This is a genomic window from Sphingobium scionense, assembly GCF_014197035.1.
GTDB classification, from domain to species: Bacteria; Pseudomonadota; Alphaproteobacteria; order Sphingomonadales; family Sphingomonadaceae; genus Sphingobium; species Sphingobium scionense.
This window is the reverse complement of sequence record NZ_JACIEU010000004.1, coordinates 51,708-77,392: the sequence shown is the minus strand read 5'-3', so window position 1 is coordinate 77,392 and position 25,685 is coordinate 51,708. Positions and strand designations below refer to the sequence as shown.

Sequence of the window (25,685 nt, the reverse complement as noted above, 5' to 3'; positions counted from 1 at the left end):
TGAGATGTTCGTGGCTGTCCGCCCGATCAGATCAGGCCCGGTTCCCACAGCGCCGACAGGTCGTGGCGATCCCGCACCAGCGCGAAGCGGGCGAGATCGTCAGCGACATGCTGCAGGCTCGCGATCGCCGCTTTGGCGGGCGGGACGATCAGGGCGGGCCGGCTTGCCTCGCGGGCCAGGCGCCGGAACAAGGCGGCGGGCTGGCTGCTGAGGGTTGCCGACAGGTCGGCCCAGCGGTCCGGGTTCTGGTCGATCCATTGCCAGGTCGCCTGTTCCCGGCGCAGATAGTCGCGGATTGCTGCACGCTTTAGCGAATCGGCCAACGCGGCCGGATGGGCAGAGATGCAGAAATTGCCCGAATAGAGGCCAGCGACCGACCGGACGATCCAGCGTCCACCGAGCAGGCTTTCGGTCAGCAAGGCGGAAATGCCGCCAGTGACCGTTGCTTCTACATGACCACGTGTGAAGGCGGCGTTGGCATCATTGGCAGGCAGGCCGATCGCCTGGACGTCCGACAGGCGCAGATCATGTGCTTCGAGCAGCTTGAGCAGATAATAATGATTGTTGGTGTTGGGCGTGTAGGCGATGGTGCGTCCGCGCAGGTCGGAAAAGCGCCGTGCGCTCGATCCCTTCACCACCAGCACGCCGCTATTGTTCACGTCGCCCTGGTGGGTTGCGATCAGCCTGAGCGGCGTGCCCGACTGTAGCGCGAAAGCCGGCGGGATTTCGCTCATATAGGCATAGTCGAGCGCGCCGGCGGCATAGGCATTGAGCACCAGCGGGCCGCCGGGCAGGTCGACATAACGGACCTGGTAGGGCGTGTCGGCCTGTCCCGCCGCCGCCATGAAATTGCCAGCGGTTGTCTTGTAGCGCCAGACGCTCAGGGTCACGTCGGACAATGCCCGTTCCGTGGCAGCGCCGCATCCGGCCAGCGTCAGGGCAGCGGTGCCGGCCAGCAGCGTCCGCCGGGAATAGAGCGGGCCGGGCATCAGTCGAGCAGATCGGGCTGCGCGCGGACGATCTCGTCCCAATAGGGCAGGAAGCTGAGCCAGGCCCATCCTTCCCGTTGGTCGGGAGAGGGAAGCTGCGACGGTGGATCGACGATCGGCGTTCCGGCGGCCCGCGCCGCCAGTTGCACGCGGGCGGCGCTTTCATAGGCGATGAAGCGCCAGGCCGCGCTTTCGACGCTGTTGCCGACGGTCCAGTGACCATGATTGGCCCAGAGCAGGATGTTGCGATCGCCCAGCGCCCGGACGAATTGCTGCGCGACGGCGTCTCGATCAGCGCCGGCGTCCGATGATCGGTCAGGCACGAAGACCACCTGATCCTCATGAAAGGCGGCGAGGTCGGCGATGATCGGCTCGACCGGTTGCCGGAAGGCGGACCAGGTCTTGGCATGGAAACTATGGGCGTGGACGATCCCGACGACGTCGGGCCGGGCGCGCTGGACGGCATGATGATAGGGGATGCCGGAGATGTTGACCGGGCCGTCACCCTCGACCACGCGCCCGTCGCCGTCGATCCGCAGCAGGTCCGATACCCGAATATGGGAAAAGGGGACGCCGACCGGGTTGACCCAGAAATGGTCGGTATGTTCAGGATCGCGGGCACTTAGATGACCGGCCAGGCCAGGCTCGACGCCATGCTGGGCCAGCAGGCGCAGCGATGCGGCCAGTTGCTGCTTGCGGTGCAGTCGCTCGTCCGCAACCGAGCTTCCCGCCGTTCCAGCCTCTGGTCGTGGCGCATCACCATCGCGGGGGACATCATGGATGCGAGGACGCAGTAGCGCCGGTCGCACCAAATCGTCCGCATGAACTTGGGATATTATCGTCATTCACCGCTCTCGTTGGCAAACGTGGCTGGTGATGATTTTTAGATATGTCCCGCGATATGTATCAAATGACTATGACGTCTTTCGAATTGTAAGATTGAATAGGTGAATTTTATTTGATTATGATTTTTCTATTTTAATTATTCCCGCAATTTATCGATTGTTGATCGACATGCTCAATCCGGTGGGGTCAGGGCGAGATTCTGGATCGCCGCCAGCCCCCACTGGGCCGCACCGTTCGTCGACAGGCCGGCAATCTCCATGATGCCGTCGCCCGCCTGCACGGTCGTCAGACCCGGTTTCAGTTCGCCATCCTGAAATTCGCTCCAGGCGCGCGCCGCCAGCGCCGGATCCTGTAAGGCATGCGCGGCATAGGCGGTCAGGCGCGAATGGGCCTGGCGCAGATTATGGCCACGTGGCGCTTCGCCAAAACGCCTTTCCCATTGGTCGGCGGGAGCATTGTACCATTTGCAATAGTCGATCCAGGCCGCCCGATAGCCGGGCGCATCGACCAGCGGCAGAAGTTCGGCCATGATTTCGACAATGCCGAAGACCGCATTGAGGTGGCTGACGCTGATATGATCGCCTCCGGACACGAAGCGGCCGCTGGCGAGATCGAAATTGGCGCCGCCGGCCCACCATTGGCGGGGCAGGGCGGCGATGCTGTTCATGCCCGCCAGAATGCGGTCGCGCCAGCGGCGGTCGCCGGTACGTTCCCATTCGGTGAACCAGGCCGCGACCAGGCTGCCCCAGCTTGTGCCGAAGGACAGTTGTATCACCCCTTCCGGCAATCCTGCGGGTTTGACGACGGCGCCGACGCCGCCGGGCGGTAACGATTCCGGCGCTCGATCGGCAACCTTGCGGCCAATATCCACACGTTGCAGCACGCGGTCGGAATGGACCAGCACACGCATCAGGTCGCCGACCCGTTCGTCGCCGGTCAGATAATAGAAGATACGGCGATAGGCAGCGTTGGATACGCGCGGCTGCTTGCTGCTATCACTCCAGTGCTGGACGCCGTGGCGCGTGCCAAGGCCAGCCCAGGGGCCGGAATGATAGACATCGACCTCGCCGGTGTGGCGGGTCATCGCTTCTGCCATGCGGAATATATCCGCCCGTCCCGATCGCAAATAGCTGTACCAGAACCACAGGTCAGTCGACAATTCGCTATTGTCCCAGGCATAGCCGCCAATGTCGTAGCGCCATTGATGCCGGTCGCTGTCATAGCCGTGCATCACATCGCCATGGTTCCAGAAACCATACCAGTGGCGCCGGTCGATCTCGTCGCGATAATGGTCGATCAGCAGGTCATTTTGTCGCTCGATCGCCAGGGATAAGGCACCACTGGTCGTGCGCGGCGCCCAATCGCCGAACACGCCGGCGGCATGAATGCGATCCGGCTGGACCTGCAACCGGGCGGGGCGGGCCACCTGGGCGGCATAGCTGTCCAGCGTTGCGGCATCGGGCGTCGCGGGCAGCGCCCAGAGCCACAATTCATTGGTGCGGGCGATGCCCCTGGCCTGATCCCAGCCGGGTTCATAATCCTCATAGGTCATGTCCAGCCCGTCATTCTGGCGGGCATAGTCGGTCATCCCCAGCACGTCGCGATAGGAGCGCATGTCCATCGCCGGCGCATCGGGTGCATGCAGCCAGGCGGTCAGGTCAGCCGCGTCCCCCGCCGCCCCGTCAATGTCGAGCTGGACCGGATGGCGTCGCCAGAAATCGGCCATGCCGATCGCCGCGCCGCCCGATGGGGTACCGACATAGGCCAGCCCGCGGGCGCGATCGCCTTCGAGCGACTGGATCGGCGCACGCCCCTTGCGGGTGCGCTTGGTCAGGGTGAAACCCTGCGCATTGCCCTGGAACAGCCGGAAATCGCCCCATGCCGGTATACTGTCGAGCAACTGGCGCAGCCGATCCGGCAGCGTGTCGACCGATGGGGTTGCGCGCCCGTCAATCTGCGCCTGACGGAAGGCTTCGCCGACATCGCGGCGCAGGCCCGTGAGTGGTCGCACCGCTTCACTGAACAGGCCGTCGTCGGTGGCGATGCGGACATGCCGGTCGTGCAACGGCGCGGCCATCGGCGCCTGCGCCCGGATGCCGAGACCGCGCAGGAAATCGCGATCGGCGTCGCCATCCCAGATGAAGCTGTGGACGATGCGGACGGCCGGACTGTCGGCGGTGAAATAGAGGCGCAGGCTGAAGGGCAACCATTCGCGCCCGTTGCCGACATGGCTGCCTGCCACCTTGACGACGGCACGGACCGGACCGCTTTGTTCGACGGTCAGCGCGTCGATCCGGCCGGTGTAGCGCTCGATCGACAGATTTTCCGATTCCTCGTCGGACGCCGCATTCTGGGCGCTGGCCAGAAGATGAACATTGCGCAGCAGGGTTTGGCCATTCCGTTCTGCCGCAGCGATGATGGCGCTGCCCGTGCGCGGTAGTCGCCAGGACGTCGTGCCAACATGCACCAGCACGGCATCAGCCTGCTCTTCGACCCGGACGGGATGAACTGGAGCCGGATTGCGTCCGATGCCGATCGAGACATGGGAGGCGGCTCTGTCGATCATCGCCGGCAGCGCATGGCCGCTCCATTTGATCGATCCGTCCGGCCAATAGGCCAGCGGCCAGCTTTGCAGCGGCAGCGCGATACCATCCGCACCATGCGCCTGAAGCCTGTCCGTCCCGCGCAGCGTGCCGCGGGGCCAGGGCGTGCCCCAGCTCTGGCCGCCGTCCCAGGCCGGTGGGCTGCCGTCCAGCCAATGCACATCCGTTGCCAGCACGGTCTTCGCGGCGCGCGCCGGTGTCGGCAAGGCGAGCACGGCGCCACCCAACAGGCTGGACTGGAGCAGGGCGCGGCGGGAGAGGGACATGCGGTTTCCTTGGGTCAGCGAAGTGCGCGGACGGTGAAGTCACGGATTTTCAGATGGCTGGCGGTAGTGCGCAGGGCGAAGCGGCCATGGGTGTAGGGATGATCGTCCTGAAAGGCGAACAGTCGCTGGCCATCGCGCAAGAAGGCGATCTTGTCCCCGTCGGCGATCAGGACGATGTCCTGCCAGCGATTGGCGACCAGCATGTCTTCGGACCCACGCCGGTCATTTTCCGGCAATAGCGGCCGGTCGCCGTCGCGGCCGAGATAGCGGCGAAAGCGGGTGGTGCTGTTGCCGTTGCCGCCCAGCCCGACATAATAGGTCTGCAGGCTGTCATACTCCTCGAACTTGCCCGTGCGCGGTCGGGCCAGGGCATCGCCGTCTGGCATGGCGGGATCATGGGCCATCCAGAAGCAGTTGAGGTCGCTCACCCGATCATGTGGCCCGCCCTGCGCCACGGCCTGCGCCCGATAGCGGATTTCGACCGGTCCCTTGAGTAGGGGGCGGAACCACAGGGTAAGCCCGGCGGGTGCCTCGATGTCGAGCGAGCCATCCTGCGCGCTTACGCGGGCCGGTGCCTCGGCTTCCACCTGCCATTGGCCAAGGCCATGACGGAAATCGTCCCGATGCAGCAGGCGGCCGGTTGCGGCACGGGCGAAGGCCGGCAGGAGCGAAGCCCCCGCCAGGCCTGCCAGCGTATCGCGCCGCGTCACAGCTTTGCCCGGACGCCGAAATAAATGCGGCGACCATAGGTTTCGATGACGTTGCGACGATAGATGCTGTTGGCATTCTCGATCCGGGTGGAATCGGTCAGGTTGACCCCTTCCAGGAACAGCGAGACATGCGGATTGACGACATAGCTGGCTGACCCGTCCAGCTGGCCGAACGCTTCGCCGAAGGACGGATTGTTGCCGCGATCGACTGCGTTGATCAGATAGCGGCTGCGCCAGTTATAGGAACCGCGAATGGCGAAGCGCCCGTCATCATAGAAGAGCGAGGCATTGTAGCTGTTCCGCGACACGCCGGGGAAAGGCAGGCTCGCATTGGTGAAATAGTCGCGCCCTTCATAGCCCTTGTCCTTGTTGTAGGTGTAGTTGGCGATCACCCCCAGATGGCCCAAAATGCCGGGCAGGAAATCGAGGCCCAGTTGCACGCCGGCTTCCACGCCCTGGATGGTGACATGCTGGGTGCCGTTGACCGGCAGGCGGATGGTGTAGACCTGCCCGTCAATTTCCTCCTCACGGCTGTCGGTGTCGATGAAGGACTTGATATCCTTGCGGAAGGCCGTGACCGACAGATAGTTGGTGCGCGAGATATAATATTCGACGCCCAGATCATATTGCCAGGCGCGATAAGGCTTCAGCCCCGGATTGCCGCGCGATCCGGTCAGCCCAACGGGATCGAGCCGGACATTGGGCGCCATTTGCGACGGGGCTGGGCGGGCCAGCACATCCGATGCGGTGGCCCGCACCACCAGCCTGTTGGGGACGAGTTCGGCGCGCAGGTTCGCGGACGGCAGCAGTACGGTATATTCGCCGGTGTAGCGGGCGGGGGTGATGACGCCGCCGCTGCTCTGGCTGCCCGTGGACACGGTGCGGGTGTGAACCAGGCGCGCGCCGAACACGCCCGACAGGTCGAAGCCCAGATCGGCCTTGAACGCGGCCTGGCCATAGCCGGCGATGGTTTCTTCCTTCACCCGATAGGTGTCGAGCGGCGATATGCTGGTATAGGGATCGGGAATGCCGATCGCCTTGGCGAGATCATCGCCCAGGTTCCACCAGCGGTCGATACCGGAAAAGCCGAGATCACCGGTCTTGAAAAAGCTGCCGTCGCCCATGCCGCCATAATTATTGAGCAGGCTCTGGATCGTCGCGAGTTGAGCCGCGGGTGTGGTGGTCGCCAGAACCTGCGTGCCGGTGATGCCCGACCGGGTCAGGGTCGTCTGGCCGGTAATGCCGTTCAGCGTGTAGACCGCGTTGCTGAACCGGCTGCTCGATACCAGCCTGTTCTGTTCGATGCCTCCCTTCAGCGATGTCAGCAGGCCGTCATTGTCGGGGCGATATTCGGCGTCGAATTTGGCGCCTTGTTCCTGCTGGCGGTTGAGGCGCGGCCGCGCCTCGACGGACAGCGTGTTGATGCCCTGGGTCGTGGTGGTATCGATCGGCAGGATGATGTTGGGCGCATGCTGCGGATTGTCATAATCGATGGTGATCCAGGGCAGGGCGTCCTTGCCGGAGACCGACGCGGTCACATCGACCTCGTCATTGAAGACGCGCGACGCGGCATAGGTGCCGCGGGCCGACAGCTTGACCTTGCCGACCTGCCATTCGGCACCGACGATGCCGTTGAAGGTGCGACGGCGCAGCCCGCCGATGACGCTGCGATAATTGACGCTGGGGCCGGTCCCGGCGGCGCTGTTGTTGACGAAGGTGACGGTCTGGGCCGTTTCGTCGCGGATCACGACGCCGGTCGGGTCGATGCCGCCATTGGCCACCGACTGGGTGGTGGACAATTGCAGATATTGGGCGTCCGACCGCATATCGCTCTTGGTGAAGGTGCCCTCGACATAGGCCTTGAAATTATCGTCCGGCCGCCATTCGACGATGCCGTTCAGGGCATAGCGCTTGGTCGGCTCGGTCGCGGTTATGTAACGCGGGATGTCAGGGTAGAAGTCGCCAAAGCCGCTGCCGTCCAGATCGAGGCAACGGGCCTGGTTGCGGCCCGACAGGCAGTTTTGGCTGGCGGGCGTTGCCGGCTGCACCGTTTCCACCTGGCGCCAGCCGGTGGTGCGGGCCTGGTCGTAGCGGATGGTGCGATCTTCATAGGTGCCTGACAGCAGCACGCCGATCGTGTCATGCGCGAACAGCTTGGAGCCGATCAGCGCGAATTTGGGATCCACCTTGTCCGCCAGTTCATTGTAGATGCCCTGTGCCGACCCGGCCAGATAGCCTTCCTTCGCATCGAAGGGGCGGCGCGTGATGATCCGTACCGTGCCGCCCAGGCCGCCTTCGGTCATGTCGGGCGTGGCCGATTTGAGCACTTCGAGGCGCGAGACGAACTCTGCGGGCAGGTCGCGGAAATCGACCGCGCGGTTGCTGCCATTGCCGGCGGCGGCGGCGATCGATGTCGACAGAGCCGACTGGCCGTTGATCTCGACCCGGTTGAGCGAGGGGTCGGCGCCGCGAATGGTGATCGCCTGGCCCTCGCCGCCGCCGCGGGTGATCTGGACGCCGGTCACGCGCTGGAGCGCTTCGCCGATATTCTTGTCAGGGAATTTGCCGACATCCTCGGCCGAGATAACGTCGACGACCTGCGCGGACTGGCGCTTCACGGCCAGCGCATCGGCCAGGCTCTTGCGGATGCCGGTGACGACGATGTCGGAGCGTTCGGTCGATCCCTCCTGGCTATTTCGCGGATCGGATTGATCCTGCGCCTGGGCGAAGGTGGATGTTGTGGAGAGCAGCAGAAAGACGGCGCTGGTAAGGCGATGCACGACAGAGGACCCCTTTTGTCGGACTATTGGACGAGGGGCGGGCTAAAGATAACGGAATTGGTAGACAAAAAAGTTTTTCTACCCCGGTGTGAAGGGAGGCGGGATCGAGGTCGTTCACATTAGCAACGCTAAAGGATTGAAATCAGGCTGTTGGCGGCAAGGCGCTCTTCGGGGCAGAGATTGCGCTGTGGGGTGACGTGATTGGTCGTTCATCCTAGCTTCGAGCTATGAGATAAAGTCATGGGTCAGTGGATCCCCGACGCGCCATTTTTTGTAATGATTGCAACGCCTCCTGGTCGATGTACTTTGCGCAGCTTCATGATTAGCCAGCCACGTCGAAAGCAGCTATTGGGAGGGCAGGCTCAATGCCAGCCGCGCGCGTGTCTAGATCGAACTCACCAATTTGACGATGGCGTTGACAGGCCGGGAATTCGGGGCCGCGCATCGCCCGCTAAGCACCATCCGACAGAGTTGGTAGCCGGGGCGTGGAGGTCGCTGACGAACTCGCCAGAAGCTGGCTGCTTTGCAGGCGGATAGACTTATGACAGCGCACAATATCCGAGCAGTTCGAGCTACAATCCCAGCGCCCGGTCATCGGCGGTAGCCGCCGCCATTTCGGCCTGGGCCGCAGCGATGCGCGCCTGTGCCTCGATCAGCTTGACTGCGGCGTCGGTGGCCGCTTCCTCGCGGCTGTTGACCAGGAAGAAGTCGCTCGACCCCAGATCGAAACGGCGCCGTTCGGCCTGGGCCAGTCGTTCGGCCAGGTCACGCTGCCGCCGGGTGGTATCGACCAGTACGCGCGCGGCATCGACCTCGATGCCGATGCCGGCCACTTCGGTACGGATCTTTTCCGCCAGATAGCGCTGCTTGACGGTGAGTTCGTCGATCTTCGCCTGGCTCTCGGCGACCTTGCCCCTTGCCTTGCGGTTCTGCAGCGGCACCTTGAAGGTCACGCCGACGATCACCTCCAGCGGCGTGCGGCTATAGCCACCCAGACCCTGCGCCCCGACATCCTTGGCGACCTGCCCCTCGAAATCCAGCTTGGGGCGGGTGTCGTTCTCGGCCAGCGCCAGCTTGACCGACGCATTGTCGATCTCCTCCAGCAGGATGCCGAAGTCGGGGCGATCCTCGATCGCGAACAGCGGGTTGATCCGCAGGTCGTCGAAAGCGGCAGCAGACGCAGGCAGGCGCGCGGCATCGACAAGGACCGGTAATCCGTCCGCATCGCGATAATAGAGCGAGAAGCTGTTGGCCGCGGCCATGAACTCCTGCCGCGCCTGGACCACCAGCGCCTCGCGCTTGACCATGTTGGCTTCGTTTTCGGTCAGCAATATCGCGGACTTGGCGCCCAGTTGCACCTGGCGCGCAATGCCCTGGCTGCGGCTTTCGGCCAGATCGTAGAGCGCCTCATAAGCCTTGAGCTTGAGGCCGCTCGCCACCCATTTCTGATAGGCGGCAATGGCGCGCGCCTGCACGCCGATGGCGGTCGCCCGCGTTTCAAAGCGCGCGATGTCGATATCGTTGCCGGCGATTTGCGACGCGGACCGCCGCGCGTCGATCAGGCGATCGCGCATCAAGGTATAGAGCGCCCCGATCTTCAACTCGCCAGCCCGATTGGTATAGGCCTTGTCCTCATAGACCGGGAAATCCCCGCGCGAATTGCGATATTGGCCGTAGACATAGCCGCCGTTGCCGGTCAGCGGGCGTTCGACCTTGCTGTCGATCAGCGTGCCGTCATAATAGCCCTCGACCCGGCTGCGGGCATCCACGGAAAACACCGTATCGAAGGCACCCTGTGCGCTGATCGCGCGCCCTTCAGCCTGACGCGCACGCGCCAGGGCGGCAATGATATCTGGCGCTGAGCGGGCCGAGAATTGCAGCACCTCGTCCAGCGTCAGCGGCGTCGAGGGCTGCCCTGCGGTCGGCGCGGGCGTCGCATCGACCGACAGGGCTTCACCAGCCGCGCACGGCAGGGTGCCCGCGCCCATGGCCGCGACGAGCATGGGAAGCGCCATCGCGCGCCACGTCGTCACTTCTTCTTCTCGATCGAACTTTTGTCGTCCTTGGGCGCTTTCGCCTCGCCCTTACCCGCTACCTGATCCTGGCCGAAGTTGAGCGGGAAGTCGTTGAGCTGGCGCCACAATTCGTACCAGACCGGCACCGTGTCGCCCTGCACCCAGCCCAGCACCTTGCTGCCCTGACGGACGAAGCGTCGCTCCGGCCAGGCGGTCTTGCCCGGTGCCTGCTCCACCAATATCCGGAACAGCCCGTCGGTGCGCGGCGTGGGATCGACCGACCGCACCTGGCCGTCATAGATGCCGACGGCAAAGGCCGGCCAGCCGCTGAACTGGAAGGCCGGGAAGCCCTCAAATTCGAGCCGCACAGATCGCCCCGGCTCGACCAGAGGCACATCGCGCCCATCGACATACAGCTCGACCGCGCGGGTGATATTCTCGGGCGCGATCGTCGCCAGCACCGTGCCGGACGAGATCAGCGCGCCGCCCGCTGCGGCATTCAGATCCTGCACCCGGCCTTCGCGCGGCGCCGAGACGATCTGCGCCGAACTTTGCGCGAGCTTGATCTCGATCTGCTTGAGCTTCGCCCGCGCTTCGGCGAGCTTCGCGTCCACGTCGGCAACCTTGATCTGGGTCTGCTCATAGTCACGCCGGGCGGCCAGACCTTCCGCATAGAGCTGGCTGGTGCGATTGACGTCGATCATCGCGGTAGCCCGCGCCTGCTGGACCGCCGCGATCTGCGCCTCGACCTGCGCCTTCTCGCCCGCCAGCCGAGCGAGAAAATCCGGATCGACATCGACCACCCGGACGATCGGATCGCCGGCCCGGACATGATCGCCATCCCTGACGTAAAATTCGGCGACGCGGCCGCTCACCAGCGAGGATACGTCGCGAGCGCGGTCCTGCGCGCTCAGCGTCGTGACCTGGCCACCGCCCTGCGCGGTCTGCTGCCAGGGCACGAACAGGATCGCCAGCACGAGCAGGACGCCCAGCAGGATGAGCCAGGCGACGGTCGTCACCAGCCGGGGCGGCCGCAACTGGGCGAGCGACGGGAAATGTTCGGCCTGGGCGCGGTCGAGCGTCATGGCTGCGCCTCCCGCGCTGCGACGAAGCGGGCAAATTCATCCTTGTCGGTGAACCGTTGCTGTGCGCGCGCGCCGACCCAATACCAGGCGTCGAGGTCGAGCGCTTCAGGGCGCCCGCTGCTCAGCAGCACGGTCGTACCCGCTGCCCGAAGTTCGGCCAACGTCGCCTTGAGGCTGGCAATCGGCATCATGTCGTAGAGTTGCGACAATAGCAGCACGCGCGGACGGCTGAGCAGGGCATTGGCAAGCTTGAGCTGCATCACTTCGACGATCGACAGCGGCGAGCCGGAACTGGCGAGCTGGGTATCGAGCCCGTGCGGCAGCCTGGCGAGCCGCGCGCCGAGGCCAACCCGTTCCAGCGCGTTCATGATCCGCGCCCCATCCATGTCGCGGCCTTCGGCGAACGACAGATATTCGCGCAGGGTGACGTCGATAATGGTCGGGCGATTGAGCACCATTACCGCCGATCGCAGCAGATACATGTCGAAACTGCCCAGTTCGCTGCCACCGATCAGGACGATGCCGCTGTCGGGCGCGGCGTGGCGCTTGAGCAGGAGCGCAAGAGTGCTCTCCATCCCCGGTTCGGCCAGGATCACCGCCTGTTCGCCGCTCGCAATCTCGAAATTGATCCGGGCCTTGTCGATCTCGACATCGCGGAAGCGGACCGATCCGTCCCGCGGCGCCTCCCCGCGCTGGCCAAGCCGCTCTTGCGGGATGGCCAGGATTTGCGACAATTCCTCGCTGCTCGCGACCAGATCATAGAAGGTGTCGAGATAGGAACCGAGCTGGTAGATGCCGTAGAAGACGCCGGACAGGATCAGTTCCGCCGCGACCAGTTGCCCGATCGAAAGCTGGCCGGCCAGGATCAGATTGCCGCCGAGCACAAGCAAGGCGGCGGCCGCGAAGGCATAGACCAGGAAATAGCCCAGCGTCTGCGCGAAGCTGTAGCGGAAATAGCGGCGATGCGCGGCGATATAGTCGGCAATGACCGTTTCGGAGCGATCCATTGCGAAATTGAGATGGCGGGCCGACTTGTAGAAGCCGTTCGAACCGCCGACGCTTTCCAGCCAGTGCGCGGCATTATGCTTGGCATGGCTGACACCCACCGCGCCGGTGATCGCGCCATGCCGCCAGGCCAGCCAGATCATCAGGCACACCGTCACCAGCACCAGGTTGAAGGCCAGGAAGAAGGGATGGTAGAAGCTGGTCACCACCAGCCCCACCGCCCCCTGCAACACGATGGTGAAGGCGCCGATGACCAGGCTGGGCACCGATTTCTGGACGATCACCATGTCGAAATAGCGGTTGAACAGGCTGCCCCGGCTTTCATCGACGAAGAAGGGGTTCTGCGCATGAACCGCGCGCACGGTGATCTCCGCCACCACCCGCGCAAAGATGCGGCGTTCGAAGATCGCCAGCAGATAGACGCGCAGCGCGCTCAGCCCCGCCACGACCAGCAGGAGCGCCAGTAGCACGCCGGACAGGATCCACAACGGTGCGACCAGCGCGGTGCGCGCCACCGAGTTGATCAGCAGTTGCACGGAGATGGGGGTGGCCAGCGACAACAGGCTGATGGCCACCGTATAGACGATGCCGACATTCACATAGCTGCGGTCAGGCCCCACGACCTCCGACAGCCACGCGGCCGCCTGCCGCAAGCCGAAACGCTCACTCGTCAACTCGACACCTGTTCCCTGCCAGCCTCATCGAAAGCGCCCCTAACCGCGGCGATTACGGCTCACAATGGCTTATGCTGCACAGCAACATAAACTTATGAAGCGTTTGCAGAACGGTGTCAGGCCCACTGCTAAATGTCGCGCACCTGCGTGTGGATTTCTTTCTGTCCTGGGTGCTGTGCCGGAGGAAGTCATTTCCACTATCAGCTCATGCCGATGCTTCATTCGTGCGTATGCACAGACCGCCTTCTTTCGCTTCCGCAAAGCCAAGAGATCGGCCGAGGAATTGTCGCGTCATCTGCCGTTTTGCATTGAAGTAGGCTGCAGTCTTGCTTTGAAACTTAGGCTTTGCCCACCCATGATGCTACCCACGCCCGGAGCATATCTGAATTTCTAAAAGCGACCAGGACTGGCTGCAGAATGTCGAGGAAGGGGCGAAATAATCGATCGCTGAGATGCCGTCCATGCATCCCAGCGATCCCGCTATTCCTCAGAAAGCCGTCTTTTCTTCTACATGCGCTTCCACGTCCGTACGGTCGATCCACAGCGTGCGGAACTTCTTGTCGGCCAGCAATTGCAGTTGGTCGCTATTGTGCCGGGAACCTGGTTGGCTGCTATTGCCATAGCTCATCAGGCCCACGGCCTTCATCGGCGTGCCGAATTCGACCATGGAAACCCATGTCTCGCCATGGACGGGCGTGCGCTCGCCATTTTTCATCGGTCCCCAGGTGATGGTGCGGAACACGCCGGCATTACCGAAACCGCCATTGGCCGGCACGCTGACATCGCCAATATGGAAGCGGGAAACATCGCCGAACGGACGGTCGATCGCGCCATATAGCTGCTTCGTCTTCGCTACCGCTTCCTTGAGCGTGGCGACGGCTGCCGCCGGATCTTTCAGGCCGCGTGGCGTTTCCAGCGGGTCGTCCAGCGTCCATTTGACGGCATAGTTGGACTGGTCGGTGAAATTCTTGGGCGCAAAGAGGCCGGCCCAGGTTTCGAACAGCAGTGCGGCGCGGCTGTCGGGTTCGAACCGATGGTCCCAGCCCTTGAGCAATGCCGTTGCCGTCTGCACATCGGCGTCGTTCGAACCGGCAGCCGCCGCCAGCAGGTCGGGCAGCATCCGCTCCGCCATCAACGAGGTGGTGGTCAGCTTGCGCGACACGAAATCGTCGAAGCTGATCTTGGGCGTCTGGCTCATCAGCTTGACCGACATCTGCGCCCGCTGGCTCATCGGCCCGACCGGCGCGACATAGGCGGGGAAGCTCTTGGGATCGAGCGCGCGGGGCCAGGTGGCCAGCCATGGCGGATCATTGGCGTTCTGGACGAAGCCGGTGGCCGGGTCGAGCAGCTTGGGCATGTCGTCATAGCTGTGGACATCCTTCCACAGCGTCGCCGAGGTATCGCCCGGTACCGGCGCCGACCAATATTTGAGGTCGCCGCTCGCATGCTTGGGCAGCAGGCCATTGTCGAGATAGAGGATATGGCCGGCGCGGTCGGCATAGATGATGTTGAACATCACCACCTGCATCTTGCGCAGCGCCTTTTCGAACGCGCCCCAGTCGCGCGCCTTGCCCATCTCCAGATATTGCTCCAGCACGCCCGGCCGGTCGAGCCCGGCGACCTTGAGCGCAACCGTCGTCTTGCCATCGGGCAGGGTGAAGACGGGGCCATGGATCGTGCTCTTCTGCGTGAAGCTGACGCTCTTCAGCGTGCCGTCGGCCTGCTTGACCTTGTAGCTTTTCGTAACGGCCTTGAACGGCAGCGTCTTGCCATCGAAGCGATAGCCATCGCCCTCCAGCGTCAGCTTGTAGCTGGTGAAGCCCTGCATCGTGTTGACGGTATTGGTAAAGCCCAGGTCATTGTTGAAGCCGAAGCGCAGCACCGGCAGGCCGACCTGCGTCGCGCCGTAGATGGCCAGGCCCGGCGCGGTAATCTGCGCCTCATAATAGGTGAGCTGGCTCGGCGCCCAGGGCAGATGCGGGTTGGCGAGCAGCATCGCCTTGCCGCTGGCCGAGCGCGACGGCGCGACCGCCCAGGCGTTCGACCCGCCGGCCTCGTTGATCGACGGATCCGTCAGCACCTTTCGGTCGGACGCGATATAGCCGAAATTCATCAGCCGTTGGGCATGGGCGATGATGTCGACGCCCTTGAGTGGTAGCACCACCTTCGCCTCGGGCGCGATCTTGTCGGGATGGGCGGCGGCATAGGCATTTATCCCGGCCGCAAAGGCTTCGAGATTCTTCTGCATCTGCGGCGTCTGCTGCCTGAACCACTGGGCGGAGCGAGCCGGCACGTCATTGGCGACCAGCCATTTGTCCTGGCTCTCATATTTCTCGCCCCAATATTCGGCAGCGCGGGCGCGGCTTTCGCCATACATGCGCAGCAGCAGATTGCCGTGGCTCTGGGCCTGGGCATAGCCAAAGCCGTAGAAGCCGCCTTCCTCGGTCTTTGCGTAGATATGGGGCACGCCGAAACTGTCCCACAATATTTCGCCACCGCCCCAACTGGTGGAGGGGGCAGCGACCGAGGCGGTCATCGCGGAGGCGGCGGCCAGGGCCGCGAGCCAGATCGTCATGTGGCGCATCGCCATCATTCTCCCGTCAATGCAAAAAAATGCGCCGCCCCATGTGGAGCGGCGCCTTGGTCGGTGATGGATCAGAAGCTCAGGCCGACGCGGCCATAATAGAAGCCGCCGGTGAACCCGATCGGCGAGGTGCCGGCATAGAGCCCCTGGCCCAGCGTGGCGCTGACGTCGCTGGCCCGGTTCTTGTCGGGATAGACGTTGAAGATATTGTTTGCGCCGACCGCGATATTGACCAGTGGCGTGACCTGCCAGCTGGCCTCCAGGTCGGTGATCCACTTGGCACCATAGCTGCGATCATTCGGATAGGTGGTGACGCCATTGCTGGTCACGCCATTCTGGTAGGATTTGAAGCCGCCGAAGCGCGTAAGGCGCGACGACAGGGTGAAGTCACCCATGGTGGCGAGGTTGCTGATCGACAATTTGGTGCGCGGCAGGTTGTTGGTCATGTTGCTGCGGCGCGCGCGATCGAACAGGACATAGTCGCTGCCCAGCGCGGCCAGTTCGGGCGGATTGTCGATGATGTGGGTGATCTTGGTCTTGTTGTAGTTGAAGCCCAGATTCCATTGCATGTTCACCGTGTCGAACAGGCCATGCTTGTAGGATGCGACGACGTCGATGCCGCGGGTGCGGGTGTCGATCGCGTTGGTATAATATTGCGCCGTCAGCGTCCGTGCTTCCGCTTCGGGTACACCGCTGGCGATCAGGATGTTGGAGATCGCCGTGCCGGTCAGCGTGCTGGTGATGGTGATGCGATCATCCACGTCGATCTGATAGGCGTCGATCGTCAGGTTGAAATTGGGCAGGGGGGTCAGCACCACGCCGGCGGAGATGTTGAACGATGTTTCGGGCTGGAGCGGTTTGGCGCCCAGCGCGATCGCGGCCGGATCGTCGACGGCCAGCGTCTTGATCTGCAGCAACTGGTTGGGAACACCGTTGACGGTGCGGAACTGGTTGGTCGTCTGGGTATAGATTTGCTGGGCGACGGCGGGCGCCCGGAAGCCGGTATTGGCGGCCGCGCGGAAGGCGATCCAGTCGGTCGCCGCATAGCGCCCATTGACCTTCCAGATCAGCGTGTTGCCGCTGCCATCGTCATAATGTTCGAAGCGTGCTGCGGCGCCGATCGTGATGTCCTTGTTGGGATCCCACGCCACGTCCGCATACAGCGAAACATTGTCTCGGGACATATAGGCCGCATCTTCCGGCTGGAAGCCGGCCGAGCTTTGCGCACCCGGTGTCATGCCCGACACAATCGCCGGGCCGACGGCATAGCTCCCCTCGTCCCCGGCGAAGGTCTGGTAGCGTTCATGGCGCTGCTGCGCGCCGGCCGACACCTGCAGGTTGCCGCCGCCCACATCATAGCCGCGGGTCACGTCGAGTGAGGTGACGAACTCCGAGGATTTGAGCGTGCCGATGTAGAATTCGGTGGGGCTGAGCGTGCCGAGCGAGGGATTGAGCGTGCCTTCCGACGACTGACGGGCGCGATTGCGGCCATAGCCGGTGGAAAAGTCCCAGTCCCAGCCCGCGACTTCGCCCTTCGCGCCGACGGTGAGTTCGAAATCCTCCTCGTCGATCATGATATGGGGGCGATAGCCGTTGGGGTAGATGCCCATGACATTGTTGATGTCCTTGGGGTAACGATAACTGTACCACAGGTCCGACCGCCGCTGGCTGTAGGTGCCGAAGGCGTAGAGTTCGACGCCGCCCAGATCATATCCGGCATTGAGCGCGGTATTGATGCTGCGCGAGGGCATGACGCCATAGCTGGTGGTGACGATGCGTTCGGTGCCGACTGCGGCCGCATCGCGCGGATCGAGCTGTCCGTTCACCAGCGGATAGAGGCAGGTGGTGGTGGCCGTGACCGAACAGTCGGCGAGCGGTAGCGCCCGGTTCGACATTTCCTGCTTCTTGAGGTTGAGCGAGAGGTTGGCAAAGCCGTTCTCGCCCAGCTTCATCCCGAAATTTAGGTCGGCCTGATAAAGTTCGCCGTCGGACCGGTCGAAATTCTGGCCGGCGGTGAAATTGGCGGAGCCGCCGCTGCTGTCATCCTTCAGGATGATGTTTATGACGCCGGCGATGGCGTCCGACCCATATTGGGCGGCCGCACCGTCGCGCAGCACTTCGATATGGTCGACCGCGGCAGTCGGGATCATGTCCAGATCGGCCGGGACCGAGCCGTTGTAGAGCGTCGACACCGCGTTGATGAGCGAGGTCTTGTGGCGGCGCTTGCCGTTGACCAGGATCAGCGCCTGGTCGGGATTGAGGCCGCGCAGGCCGCCGGTCGCGATGACGGTGGAGGTGGCGCCGCCAGCGCGCACCGGCAGGTTGAAGGAAGGTACCAGCGTGTTGAGCGCCTGGAACACGCCCGCCTTGCCGGTGCGGGTCAGGTCCGCGCCGGAAATGACGTCGATCGGGGTCGGGCTGTCGGTCACGGTGCGAGCCTGGCCGCGCGACCCGGTCACGACGATTGCAGGGCCGGGGGCTTCCTCGGCCGCCGCCGTGCTGGCCTGCGGCGCGGCGCTGGCCTGCATCGCAAAGGGAAGGGCGGTGACGCCCAGGCTCGCGACTTCGACGGCGCGGCCCTTGTGTGCCTGGGCGTTCAGCGACAGGGCGATGACATTGTTGTTCGACAGCGTGATCTTCAGCCCTGATCCGGCGATCAGCCGTTGCAGCGCGACATCGGGCGCCATCTTGCCGTTGACCGACTGGGCATGCAGGCCGGCAACCTGGTCATAGGGGAAGAGAAGCTGGATGCCCGATTGCTTGGCGAAGAGCGTCAGGGCCGTCTGCATCGACTGGGCCGGAATCTTGAACTTGGCCGGTTCGGCTGCTGCCACCGTCTGGGTGCTGAGGGCAACGACTGTTGCGACCACGCACAGAGAAACATTCCGAAAATTACGCGACATCATATCCCCCGTGAAATGATTGGGCTGCGAAATTATTTGCCCGTCGGTGGTGGATACGGAGGCCGATCGCGTTTCTGCTAACGACGCTTAAAAATATCTCATTTTTGTGACGAGGGGGCCTTCGCTATCGGTCTGGCACTGCCTCGACGCAGCGCCGCATCGGGCGCGCCGGAGAGGAGAATGATAAGCACAGGGGGACGAGCGTGGCTGTGGACGTGGACTCGATCAGGGCAAGGCTGGACTGGTTCAAGCAGGCCATTCTGCCTCATGAGGGCGCCTTGCGCTCCCGCCTGCGCCGGGTGGTTTCCCATCGCCAGGATGTGGATGACATCGTCGCCGAATGCATGACCCGCGCCTATGCGAACGGCGACATTCACCGCGCACAGAGCGGCAAGGCCTTCCTGTTCCAGATCGCGCGCAACCTGCTGATCGACGAGGCCCGGCGCGAGAAGATCGTGTCGCTCGAACTGGTCGCCGAATTCGACGTGCTCCAGACTGACAATTCGACCGAAGAAGCGCTGCATGCGCGCGACGAGCTGCGCCATCTCCAGGCCATTCTCGACACGCTGCCGGCGCAATGCCGACGGGCCTTCATCCTGCGCCGTGTCCATGAGAAATCGGTCAAGGAGATAGCAGAGGAGATGGAGCTGTCCGTCTTTACTGTGGACAAGCATTTGACGCGCGCGGCTGTGAAGATAATGCAAGCCATCGGACAGTTTGAGGGTTCTGGATTTGGTTGGTCGCTACAGAAGCGCGGAAGACATGCAGGCGATCGAGGCCGAAGCGGCTCGTCTGTATCTTAAGGCGCGGGCGAGCGACGCCCCCGAAGACTGGAATGACGCCTATGCCTGGGTGGCGCTGGACCCTGCCCATGGTTTCGCCTTTGCCAAGGCGGAGGCCGGCTGGGAGCTGACCGAGCGGCTCAATGAACTGCCCGCCAGTCAGCGGGGCGAACCGGTAAAGTCCGCAATCGCGCTGCCCGACGATCCAGCCCCGGAAGAACCGGTTGCCGAAATCCGGCCGCGTCTGGTCGGCCGGCGTGGCCTGCTCATCGGCCTGGCGACCGCCGCGGCTACGGTCGGGGTCGCATCCACCGTCACATTGCGCCTGCTCGGCACGGTCGATCATTATCGCACGGCTCTGGGCGAGACCCGCACGGTGCAACTTGCCGACGGCTCCCGTATCCATCTCAACACCAACAGCTCGGTCGAGGTCGCGCTGCGCGACGACATCAGGCAGATCACCCTGCTGAAGGGCGAGGCGCAGTTCGATGTCGCGCATGACAAGAAGCGGCCCTTCATCGTCAATGCCGACGGAACGCTGGTGCGCGCCGTGGGCACGATGTTCAACGTCCGCCTGCGCGCCGACGTCACCGAACTGACCGTGATCGAGGGGATCGTGGCGGTCCGCAACGGCGACTCCGCCGTCCGCCGGATCGAAAGCGGCCGCAGCGCCGCCGTGCGCAGCGGCAGCATCGCCGTCACCCATTTGGAACCGGCCAAGATCCGGCAGCGCACCGCCTGGCAGGCGGGCATGGTCGAATTCGAGGGCGACACGCTCGCCCAGGCGGTCGAGGAGTTCAACCGCTATCGCCCCACCCCGCTGGTGATCGGCGATCCGGCGATCGCCAGCCTGCGGGTCGGCGGTGCCTTCCGCCTCGATCGCTCGCAGGATTTCGTCGACGCGCTCGAAAGCGGCTTCGGTATCCGCGCCGTTCCGGGCAGCGACAATTCGATAATTTTGGTGTCCGCCGAAGGCAGTTAGCAGAACGCACCGGGCCGTCCGTATCAACGGGGATGGAAAATGTTTCGTCTCTCTCCCCAGCCAGTCTTTCCCGCCAGGATCGCCTGAAATCCATCCTTGGCGGATCGATCGGTAATCTGATCGAATGGTATGACTGGTATGTCTATTCCGCCTTCACCCTCTATTTCGCGCCAGTCTTCTTCCCCTCGGACGACAGCACCGCCCAGCTGCTGAATGCGGCGGCGATCTTCGCCGTCGGCTTCCTGATGCGGCCGATCGGGGCCTGGGCGATGGGCATCTATGCCGACCGCAGGGGGCGCAAGGCGGGCCTCACCCTGTCCGTCATGATGATGGCCGGCGGATCGCTGATGATCGCCGCCATCCCCGGCTATGCCAGCATCGGCGTCGCCGCGCCGGTCCTGCTGCTGCTCGCGCGCCTGATGCAGGGGCTGTCGATCGGCGGCGAATATGGCGCCAGCGCCACCTATCTGTCGGAAATGGCGCAGAGCGACCAGCGCGGCTTTTTCTCCAGCTTCCAATATGTGACGCTGATCGCAGGCCAGTTGCTGGCGCTCTGTGTCCTGCTGCTGCTCCAGCTGTTCCTCACCGAACATCAGCTGGAAGGCTGGGGCTGGCGGGTGCCGTTCGTGATCGGCGGGGTGATGGCGGTCGGCGTCTATCGCCTGCGCCGCGGCCTCAAGGAAACCGAAGCCTTCGTGGAAAGCGCGGCGGTCGGGGAACAGCCCCGCTCCAGCGGCCTCAACCTCATCCGCCGTCATCCGCGCGAAGTGCTGCTCGTCATGGCGCTCACCGCCGGCGGCACGCTCGCCTTCTATGCCTACAGCACCTATATGCAGAAATTCTTGGTCAACAGCGCCGGCTTCGGCCGCCAGACCGCGACCGCGATCATGGCCTCGGCGCTGTTCATCTACATGCTGTTGCAGCCCATGGCCGGCTGGCTGTCCGATCGCATCGGCCGCAAGCCCCTGCTGATCGGCTTCGGCGTCAGCGGCGTCCTGTTCACCACCGCGATCTTCACGGCGCTGGAACGCGTCACCTCCTCCTTCGGCGCGTTCCTGCTGGTGCTGGGCGGCCTCGTGATCGTCACCGGCTACACCTCGATCAACGCGATCGTGAAGGCGGAACTGTTCCCGGCCCATATCCGGGCGCTGGGCGTCGCGCTTCCCTATGCGCTGGCCAACACCCTGTTCGGCGGCACCGCCGAATATGCCGCGCTCTGGATGAAGCATGCCGGGATGGAAGGCGGCTTCTACTGGTACGTCACCGCCATGATCGCGGTGTCGCTGATCGTCTATCTGCGCATGCCCGACACGCGCAAAACCAGCCAAATCTGAAAGAAAGAGGGGAATATCCATGCCATCGCTCAACCGGACGCTTTGCCATATCCTGCCGCTGATGCTGCTGTGCCAGCCGGCAGCGGCTCAGGATGCGGCCTCGCCTGCCGAGCCGCCCTTCACCTCCATACAGCCGGGCGATTTCGCCATTGCCGGATCCTTGTCCAATAGCTGGGCGGACTTCGACAATGATGGCGACCTCGACCTCGTTGTCTCGCTCAAGGGCGGCGATATCCGCCTCTATCGCAATGACAACGGGAAGTTCGTCAATGTCGGGCCGCAATTGGGGCTCCCCACATCCGGCCCGGAAATGCGCGGCGTCGCCTGGGGCGATTATGACGGCGATGGCTGGGTCGACCTGCTGGGCGGGGCGACCATGCCGGGCGAACTGAGCCTCGTCTTCCGCAACGAAGGCGGCAAGAAGTTCACCAATGTCGCACTCGAGCTGGGCCTGACCATCCCCAACCGCTCGGCGCGCCAGACCAGTTGGGTCGATTATGACAATGATGGCGACTTGGACGTCTATGCCGCCAATCGCATCGGCCCCAACAGCCTCTATCGCAATGACAAGGGCAAGTTCGTGCAGGTCTCGGCAGGAACTGGCGTATCGGATAGCCGGCCGACCGTCGGCGCCTGCTGGTTCGACTATAATCGCGACGGCTTTCTGGACGTCTTCCTGGCCAATCAGTCAGGTGCGACCGATGCGCTTTGGCGCAACAATGGCGACGGCAGCTTCACCGATGTCGCGCCCGAACTGGGCCTCGATAATCCGGGCCGTTCCAAGGAGGAGGGCGGGGTCGGCTGCGCCGTTGGCGATTATGACAATGACGGCAATCTTGACCTGTTCGTGCCCAATTATGGCGTGAACGCACTCTACCATAATAATGGCGACGGCACCTTCACCAACGTCGCCAAGGACATGGGTGTCGGCATCGACAATCATGCCGTCGGCGCGGTGTGGGGCGATTATGACAATGACGGCTATCTCGATCTCTATGTCACCTCCTATCATGGTCCCCGCGACCAGCAGCAGCCCAGGGATAGTCTCTTCCATAATGAAGGGGGCAAGGGGTTCCGCCAGGTTCTGACCGAAACGTCGCAACTCAATGTCGGCGACCATGGCGTGCAATGGGTCGATTATGACCGGGACGGTGCGCTCGATCTGTCGGTGATGCGTGGCTATACCAGCCAGGGCGGCCATTTCCTGTTCCACAATGATCTGGACCGCGCAGCGGCCAGGCGCAGCCTGTCGGTCACGCTGCTCGACGCGAAGGGGCGTTTCACCCGCATGGGGGCTGAAGTGCGCCTCTATGACAAGGCCGGCAAGATATTGGCGACTCGACAGCTTTCGACCGGCGACGGCTATAATTCGGAAAATGCGGCGCCCCTGCATTTCGGCCTGAAAACCATGGACACGGTCAAGGTCGAAGTCACCTGGATGAGCCGCAAGGGGCGCAAGATCCAGACCTTGCCGAACGTAGATCCGGCCAACTATGCGGGAAAATCGCTCGTCATCAAGGAGCGATGAGGCCGGCAGGTGTGAAAGGCGATGCCGGATCTGGTGACAGTCCGGTGCGCTGACAAACCCCTGGAGTGTGAGATAATCGCGAAAAAGCGCGTGCCGGATAATGCTCAATAACGCGATGTCCCACACCCCCGGCTCCCTCTTTCGTAACAGCCAAGGCATTGGGTAAGGTTGGACGGCAGTCGGGGCTCAATAGGTTCATCAAGCCCCACTAATAAGCCGCGTAGCATTGCTTGACAGACATATCTCTACTTTGTTGATAGATAAAATGCCTCGCAAATTTCGGGGTGTCGACGTATATGAGATGGGCGCTGCAATGGAAAAAACGATGGACGCGTCTGGCACATGCGACACGCAGGGAAGTGCTGCGGGATTCCACGGTCATCCTGTTTGAGCGTGACGCCGTTGCCGTGACGGCGCGGGATGCTGTTGGCGGCCGCTGAGATGGTCTCCAGACGCAATCTGCTGGGCGCGGCCGCGGGTGGCCTGCTGCTTGCCGCCTGTGGCACCGCCGGCAAAGGTCACCCGAAGCTGCGGGTCTCGATCACTGGCAAGGGCGACGGCGACACCCGCCTGCTGTTCAAGGCGGCGGGTATCAAGCCGAGCGGCTTCGATCTCGTCTATAGCGAGTTCCAGTCCGGCCATCTGGTGGTCGAGGCGCTCAATGGCGGTTCGCTCGACTATGGCGGGATGAGCGAAATTCCTCCGATCTTCGCTGCCGCCTCGACCATCCAGAGCTTCCGCCAGATCGCGGTCGCCCATGGCGACGTCAATAATCAGGTGGTGCTGGTGCCCAAGGGATCAAAGGCCCGGACCATCGCCGACCTCAAGGGCAAGCGCGTCGGCTATGTCCGTGCCACCACCGCCCAATATTTCCTGATCCGGATGCTGGAGGAAGTAGGGCTGAGCTGGGACGACATCACCCCCGTCGCGATGGGCGTGTCCGATGGTGCGGCCGCCTTCTCGCAAGGGGCGCTCGATGGCTGGGCGATCTACGGCTTCCCGATCCAGCGCGCGATCGCGACCGAGGGGGCGCAGATCTTGCGCACCGCCGATGGCATCCTCTCGGGCAATTATCTTGTCTCCGCGCATGTCGATGCGCTGGCCGATCCCGCCAAGGCGGCCATCATCCGCGAATATCTGGCGCTGGTGCAGCAGGGCTTTGGCTGGGCGGCGGCGCATCAGGAGCAATGGGCCGGTATCGTCGCCCAGGATATCGGCGTGCCGCGCGACTATGTGCTCGACCAGTTCCGCCGCAAGAGCGCGACCTATGAGCTGCGCCCGGTCACGCCCGAGGCGATCGGATCGCAGCAGCAGGTCGCCGATGTGTTCTTCAAGGCCGGGCTGGTTCCCAAGCGGGTGGATGTCCGCCCGCTGTGGGACGCCCGCTTCAACGACGCCATTCCCAAGAGAGGCTGATATCATGGCCACCCAGGCAATTTCCGTGCAGCCGCTGCCACCCGAAGGACCGGTGCCGGCTGACCAGCTCGACCGGCTGACCCGGCTGCTGGCCGCCAATGCCGAGCAATATGACCGCAGCGCCGAATTTCCCCGCGCCAATTTCGACATATTGGCGCAGCAGGGGCTGATCGCACTGACCGTGCCGCGCGCGCTCGGCGGGCGGGGGGCATCGGTCTCCGAAGCGCTGCGAGTATTGGCGGCGGTGGCGAAGGGCGATCCCTCGACCGCGCTGATCCTGTTCATGACCTATCATTATCATGCCACGCCCAACCGGGCGCGGGGCTGGCCGGCGGACATCTATGAGCAACTGGCGCGCGATGCTGTGGCGGGCAGGGGTCTGATCGGCGGGCTGCGGGTCGAGCCGGAACTGGGCACGCCGGTGCGCGGTGGCCTGCCCGCCACGATCGCGCGGCGCACCGCTCATGGCTGGGCGATCAGCGGCACCAAAATCTATTCGACCGGGTCGACCGGGCTGGACTGGTATTCGGTCTGGGCCAAGACGGACGAGGATGCCCCACGCGTCGGCAATTTCCTGGTCCGGGCCGGCAGTCCGGGGGTGGATATCGAGCCGGCCTGGGATCATCTGGGGATGCGCGCCACGGTCAGCCATGCGGTCCATTTCACCGATACGCCGACGCCGATCGACCATGCGGTCGACATTCGCCGGCCGGAGGAATGGGGCGCCCCCGATCCGGTTCAGACGCTCTGGAATGCGCTGTCCATCTCGGTCATCTATGACGGGGTGGCGCGGGCTGCGAGAGACTGGCTGCGGGCTTATCTCAACGATCGGGTGCCGAGCAATCTCGGCGCGTCGCTCGCCACCCTGCCGCGCGTGCAGGAAAAGTTCGGCGAGATCGAGGCGCTGTTGCAGGTCAACCGGACGCTGGTGCGCGACGCGGCCGCGCGCATTGACGCGGGCGATCCGCCGCCGGCGGTCGAGGCCAATGCGATCAAATATGTCGCCACCGCCAACGCCATCCGCGCGGTCGAGATCGGGCTGGAACTGACCGGCAATCCCGGGATCAGCCGACATAACCCGTTGGAACGCCATTATCGCGACGTGCTGTGCAGTCGCATCCATTCGCCGCAGACCGACACCATCCTGATTGCCGCCGGTCGCGCGGCCCTGGGGAATTGAGCC

16 protein-coding genes are annotated in these 25,685 nt (G+C 63.7%); 6 read left to right on the top strand and 10 right to left on the bottom strand.

The window, feature by feature from the left end:
• Positions 1-26 precede the first annotated feature (26 nt).
• The 10 genes from GGQ90_RS05465 to GGQ90_RS05420 all read right to left on the bottom strand — a co-directional run bounded on the left by GGQ90_RS05465 (position 27) and on the right by GGQ90_RS05420 (position 18,427).
• On the bottom strand, positions 27-989 hold the full coding sequence (locus GGQ90_RS05465; RefSeq protein ID WP_188081203.1) for an ABC transporter substrate-binding protein: 963 nt from the start codon (positions 987-989) through the stop codon (positions 27-29).
• Entirely contained in the window at positions 989-1,834 is an 846-nt protein-coding gene (locus GGQ90_RS05460) for a class II aldolase/adducin family protein (RefSeq protein ID WP_188081202.1), read from the bottom strand. The genes GGQ90_RS05465 and GGQ90_RS05460 overlap by 1 nt, the downstream gene beginning before the upstream one ends.
• Before the next feature lie 173 nt (positions 1,835-2,007).
• Positions 2,008-4,704 (bottom strand): exo-rhamnogalacturonan lyase family protein, encoded by a 2,697-nt coding sequence (locus GGQ90_RS05455; protein WP_188081201.1) that lies wholly within the window; start codon positions 4,702-4,704, stop codon positions 2,008-2,010.
• 14 nt (positions 4,705-4,718) lie between these two features.
• The gene (locus GGQ90_RS05450; RefSeq protein WP_343053551.1) at positions 4,719-5,414 is read right to left on the bottom strand and encodes a DUF6250 domain-containing protein; all 696 of its coding nucleotides are present in this window, start codon (positions 5,412-5,414) and stop codon (positions 4,719-4,721) included.
• Positions 5,411-8,194 (bottom strand): TonB-dependent receptor, encoded by a 2,784-nt coding sequence (locus GGQ90_RS05445; protein ID WP_188081200.1) that lies wholly within the window; start codon positions 8,192-8,194, stop codon positions 5,411-5,413. The genes GGQ90_RS05450 and GGQ90_RS05445 overlap by 4 nt, the downstream gene beginning before the upstream one ends.
• 572 nt (positions 8,195-8,766) lie before the next feature.
• Complete coding sequence (locus tag GGQ90_RS05440) at positions 8,767-10,197, bottom strand: TolC family protein (protein ID WP_246428142.1); 1,431 nt, start codon at positions 10,195-10,197, stop codon at positions 8,767-8,769.
• Positions 10,198-10,223: 26 nt separating this feature from the next.
• Entirely contained in the window at positions 10,224-11,294 is a 1,071-nt protein-coding gene (locus tag GGQ90_RS05435) for an efflux RND transporter periplasmic adaptor subunit (protein ID WP_037521586.1), read from the bottom strand.
• Entirely contained in the window at positions 11,291-12,973 is a 1,683-nt protein-coding gene (locus tag GGQ90_RS05430) for an ATP-binding cassette domain-containing protein (protein ID WP_188081199.1), read from the bottom strand. The genes GGQ90_RS05435 and GGQ90_RS05430 overlap by 4 nt, the downstream gene beginning before the upstream one ends.
• A 487-nt stretch (positions 12,974-13,460) precedes the next feature.
• The gene (locus GGQ90_RS05425; protein WP_246428141.1) at positions 13,461-15,548 is read right to left on the bottom strand and encodes an acylase; all 2,088 of its coding nucleotides are present in this window, start codon (positions 15,546-15,548) and stop codon (positions 13,461-13,463) included.
• Between the two features lie 80 nt (positions 15,549-15,628).
• Positions 15,629-18,427, bottom strand: coding sequence for a TonB-dependent receptor domain-containing protein (locus tag GGQ90_RS05420; protein WP_343053550.1), 2,799 nt, complete (start codon positions 18,425-18,427; stop codon positions 15,629-15,631).
• Between the two features lie 236 nt (positions 18,428-18,663).
• On the opposite strand from GGQ90_RS05420, the gene GGQ90_RS05415 reads away from it, so the two are divergent.
• From GGQ90_RS05415 to GGQ90_RS05390, 6 genes are all read left to right on the top strand, one after another.
• The gene (locus tag GGQ90_RS05415) at positions 18,664-19,263 is read left to right on the top strand and encodes an RNA polymerase sigma factor (protein WP_343053549.1); all 600 of its coding nucleotides are present in this window, start codon (positions 18,664-18,666) and stop codon (positions 19,261-19,263) included.
• A complete protein-coding gene (locus tag GGQ90_RS05410; RefSeq protein ID WP_188081196.1) occupies positions 19,223-20,224 on the top strand; it encodes a FecR family protein in 1,002 nt (333 codons plus the stop codon). Before GGQ90_RS05415 ends, GGQ90_RS05410 begins: the two co-directional genes overlap by 41 nt.
• Before the next feature lie 32 nt (positions 20,225-20,256).
• Positions 20,257-21,558 carry an MFS transporter gene (locus GGQ90_RS05405; RefSeq protein ID WP_188081195.1) on the top strand — a complete coding sequence of 434 codons (1,302 nt, stop codon included), beginning with the start codon at positions 20,257-20,259 and terminating at the stop codon, positions 21,556-21,558.
• Between the two features lie 19 nt (positions 21,559-21,577).
• Positions 21,578-23,086, top strand: coding sequence for a CRTAC1 family protein (locus GGQ90_RS05400; protein WP_188081194.1), 1,509 nt, complete (start codon positions 21,578-21,580; stop codon positions 23,084-23,086).
• A gap of 441 nt (positions 23,087-23,527) precedes the next feature.
• Positions 23,528-24,502: an ABC transporter substrate-binding protein gene (locus tag GGQ90_RS05395; RefSeq protein WP_188081193.1), complete on the top strand. Its 975-nt coding sequence runs from the start codon at positions 23,528-23,530 to the stop codon at positions 24,500-24,502.
• A 4-nt stretch (positions 24,503-24,506) separates the two neighbouring features.
• Entirely contained in the window at positions 24,507-25,682 is a 1,176-nt protein-coding gene (locus GGQ90_RS05390) for an acyl-CoA dehydrogenase family protein (RefSeq protein ID WP_188081192.1), read from the top strand.
• Positions 25,683-25,685 lie beyond the last annotated feature (3 nt).

What these genes read in the sequence shown, in the direction of transcription:
- GGQ90_RS05465 (WP_188081203.1), bottom strand. Translation starts at nt 989, where the DNA reads ATGCCCGGCCCGCTCTATTCCCGGCGGACGCTGCTGGCCGGCACCGCT.
- GGQ90_RS05460 (WP_188081202.1), bottom strand. Translation starts at nt 1,834, where the DNA reads ATGACGATAATATCCCAAGTTCATGCGGACGATTTGGTGCGACCGGCG.
- GGQ90_RS05455 (WP_188081201.1), bottom strand. Translation starts at nt 4,704, where the DNA reads ATGTCCCTCTCCCGCCGCGCCCTGCTCCAGTCCAGCCTGTTGGGTGGC.
- GGQ90_RS05440 (WP_246428142.1), bottom strand. Translation starts at nt 10,197, where the DNA reads ATGCTCGTCGCGGCCATGGGCGCGGGCACCCTGCCGTGCGCGGCTGGT.
- GGQ90_RS05435 (WP_037521586.1), bottom strand. Translation starts at nt 11,294, where the DNA reads ATGACGCTCGACCGCGCCCAGGCCGAACATTTCCCGTCGCTCGCCCAG.
- GGQ90_RS05425 (WP_246428141.1), bottom strand. Translation starts at nt 15,548, where the DNA reads ATGACGATCTGGCTCGCGGCCCTGGCCGCCGCCTCCGCGATGACCGCC.
- GGQ90_RS05410 (WP_188081196.1), top strand. Translation starts at nt 19,223, where the DNA reads ATGCAGGCGATCGAGGCCGAAGCGGCTCGTCTGTATCTTAAGGCGCGG.
- GGQ90_RS05405 (WP_188081195.1), top strand. Translation starts at nt 20,257, where the DNA reads ATGGAAAATGTTTCGTCTCTCTCCCCAGCCAGTCTTTCCCGCCAGGAT.
- GGQ90_RS05400 (WP_188081194.1), top strand. Translation starts at nt 21,578, where the DNA reads ATGCCATCGCTCAACCGGACGCTTTGCCATATCCTGCCGCTGATGCTG.
- GGQ90_RS05395 (WP_188081193.1), top strand. Translation starts at nt 23,528, where the DNA reads ATGGTCTCCAGACGCAATCTGCTGGGCGCGGCCGCGGGTGGCCTGCTG.
- GGQ90_RS05390 (WP_188081192.1), top strand. Translation starts at nt 24,507, where the DNA reads ATGGCCACCCAGGCAATTTCCGTGCAGCCGCTGCCACCCGAAGGACCG.